The following is a 475-nucleotide window of genomic DNA, read 5'->3' as shown; positions in this document are numbered from 1 at the left end:
TTCTTTGTGCAGATGGATTATCTGGAATGAAAGAAGCTATCTCTGTAGCTTTTCCAAAGACTGAATATCAACGTTGTATAGTACATCAAGTACGTAACACTTTAAAATATGTTAATTACAAAGATAAAAAGGAATTTGCAGAAGATTTAAAGAGTATTTATCAAGCTCCATCAGAACAAATAGCACTTAAAAACTTAGAATATGTTACGGAAAAATGGGAAAAAGTATATCCAAACTCAATGAAAAGTTGGAGTAAGAACTGGGATGCAATAAGTCCAATTTTTAAATTTTCAATGGAGGTAAGAAAGGTAATTTATACAACTAATGCTATAGAAAGTTTAAACAGTGTATATCGTCGTTTAAATAGCCAAAGAAGTGTTTTTCCAAGCGATACAGCACTATTAAAGACTTTGTATTTAGCAACTTTTGAAGCGACTAAAAAATGGACATCAGCATTAAGAAATTGGGGAAAAAT

General features: G+C 30.5%; 1 protein-coding gene. It reads left to right on the top strand.

Going from position 1 to position 475, the window contains the following annotated elements:
* Positions 1-475, top strand: a 475-nt coding sequence (locus I6E31_12475; GenBank protein ID MCF2640772.1) for a transposase, incomplete at both ends; no start/stop codon positions are given.

It is taken from the genome of Fusobacterium varium (assembly GCA_021531615.1).
In the GTDB taxonomy this organism is placed as follows: Bacteria; Fusobacteriota; Fusobacteriia; order Fusobacteriales; family Fusobacteriaceae; genus Fusobacterium_A; species Fusobacterium_A varium_C.
Note: the sequence above shows the minus strand (reverse complement) of the source record. Positions and strands in the feature narration are given on the sequence as shown.